Raw genomic sequence first — 2047 nt, 5'->3', positions numbered from 1 at the left:
GAGCAATGAATCCACCGCACAACGCCTCCGAGTAAGTCACCCGGGCGCGAACGTCTTGTCGTTCCCGAACTTTTTCTATCCGCGCGCTGACTACCAACATTGGCAGGCGAGCTAGTGGCTACACGTCCCATCTTCATGCCAAGCTTCGATGGGCCCATGCTCGTCTCTACTCGCCATGTGGAGTTTCAGTGGCACCCAGGCATGGCCATAAGCCAGTCTCAGAAGTCCATTGCATCACTTCACAGCCAAGCTCAGCGGCAGCTTGGTGTTGATCGAGTTTTGGAGATATCTAGCAAGTCACCTGATCCGCTAGGCGTTGATCTGAGTGCCTTTAACTTGATGATCAAGACAGTCAAGCATGAGCGGGAGTTCAGCTTGGAGTGCGCGTTTCAAGCAAGCAAGGTCTTCGAAAATGGCGGACCTTACAAAGATCTGCTGAACGCGCGCTCCCTTGACGCCAAGCGCGATCCGCGCTTGAAAGAAAGCGGCCGATTGATAAAGTTCCACTTCTTCAATGTTGATTGGGAACTGGAACCAAGAACAGCATTTTATGACTGGCTGTACATCAACGCGCTGCACAAGCAACCGGACCTTGCCAAACTCGTGCTCACATACCGCGCGTTTTCGGACATTGCATTCAACCCGGACAAATCGATCAACTGCCAAGCCTATGCGGCGGCGCTTTATGTCTCGCTTCATGAGCGAGGATTGTTGAGCGAAACAATGCTCAAAGACAAGGGCCTATACCTGTCGACCATCAAGACCGGCGTCATTAGTAATGCACACGAAGATAGCACCATCCAAAGCCCATTGATTTGAGTTTTTCGCACTTTTATCTCGATTAGCATCATTTTCCTCCGAGTCTTCAACCTCTATATCCCGGTCGCCTGTCTCAAAGGTGTATCCGCTTGACTGGCCGCCCAACACTTGAAAGCATGCACATCAAGACAGGGGGTGTCTGATGGATAGAGCAAAGGATCGTCGAAGTGACCAGGAATACACGGCCCAAGAGGTGGCGGCCCTAGATCCGCTTGCTCGTCGTGCATTGAAGCCGCATCTGCGTTGCCCCTATTGCGAGGCAACGGCTCATTTCAGATCGGCGTCAAGACCCAGCGCAGGACGGCGCAGCAAAGTTGCGCATTTTTATGCCCTTCCCCATGGGGACGAGTGCGACATCACTCGAAGCTATGGCGACCCTTGGGAGGACGACAACAGCGATCAGACGGTGGCTCATTGGGAGCAGCAGAACACAACGCTGATCGTTCGAATTGTTACTGATCAGGAAGAGGGATCAGATGAAAGCGCTGCTATCGGTGAGCCCGAAGACAGCGAAAGTCGATCTCGTAGCGGCGGCGACCGAACACGATCAACGAACTCCGTGTCGCGCGGCCCCCAGAAGCTCCTGGAACAGCTAGTGCATTGGCCAAGCTTCAAGACAAGCCCGCTAACGCTTCGGATGCCTGATCCCAATCGCACGGAAGTGGCCGTGCATGATGCGTTCGTGCGCTTTGAAGATGCACAGGTCGGACGTCATACTCAGCAATGGCATGGGTTCTGGGGCGTCGTGCGCCCTTTGCGCTTCTGGGCTCGCGGCAGCTGCTATTACTCAAACTTCGGACCGACTGAGAGCGACTTCCGTATCTCTATCCATCAGAGCCACGTTGCGGACATTTTGCGCCGTTATAGCCTTTCGAATATCGAAGACTTGGCCGGGCACTATCTTCTTCTTTTTGATATCGCCAGGCAGTCAAATTCCCTGCGCTTCACGGCAGATATCAATTCTGTCAATCACATCGGGTTCCTCTTCAACGAGGAAAGCAATTAGCAAAGCCCGATCAGTTTAGGCATCTGAGCTCTATCCCCACGGGTCGCACCATGACGCGATATCTATAGAACACACACTGCGGCAACACAGAGCCGACAGCTGTCCTGAACAACACTGCTCGCGCCAGCCTTTATACCTCGCTCTTACTGGCACGAGATTTCCGCGCGGCAAGCACTGACGCCCGCTTCAACTGCGCTGAAAATTGCCCAGAGGCATAGCCTC

The 2047-nt window shown here is 53.7% G+C and carries 2 protein-coding genes; both read left to right on the top strand.

All coding sequences use genetic code 11. The features are described 5' to 3' along the window. Positions 1-114: 114 nt before the first annotated feature. Positions 115-819, top strand: a complete 705-nt coding sequence (locus ACXJKH_RS19310; RefSeq protein ID WP_457321791.1) for a DarT1-associated NADAR antitoxin family protein — start codon at positions 115-117, stop codon at positions 817-819. 142 nt (positions 820-961) lie between these two features. Next, positions 962-1825, top strand: coding sequence for a hypothetical protein (locus ACXJKH_RS19305; RefSeq protein WP_457321789.1), 864 nt, complete (start codon positions 962-964; stop codon positions 1823-1825). The last annotated feature ends 222 nt before the right edge of the window (positions 1826-2047 follow it).

This window comes from Stenotrophomonas sp. P5_B8, assembly GCF_054049855.1.
Note: the sequence above shows the minus strand (reverse complement) of the source record. Positions and strands in the feature narration are given on the sequence as shown.

Bases quoted from the DNA above. Each gene is read 5' to 3' on its own strand.
- ACXJKH_RS19305 (WP_457321789.1), top strand. From the start codon at position 962: ATGGATAGAGCAAAGGATCGTCGAAGTGACCAGGAATACACGGCCCAA.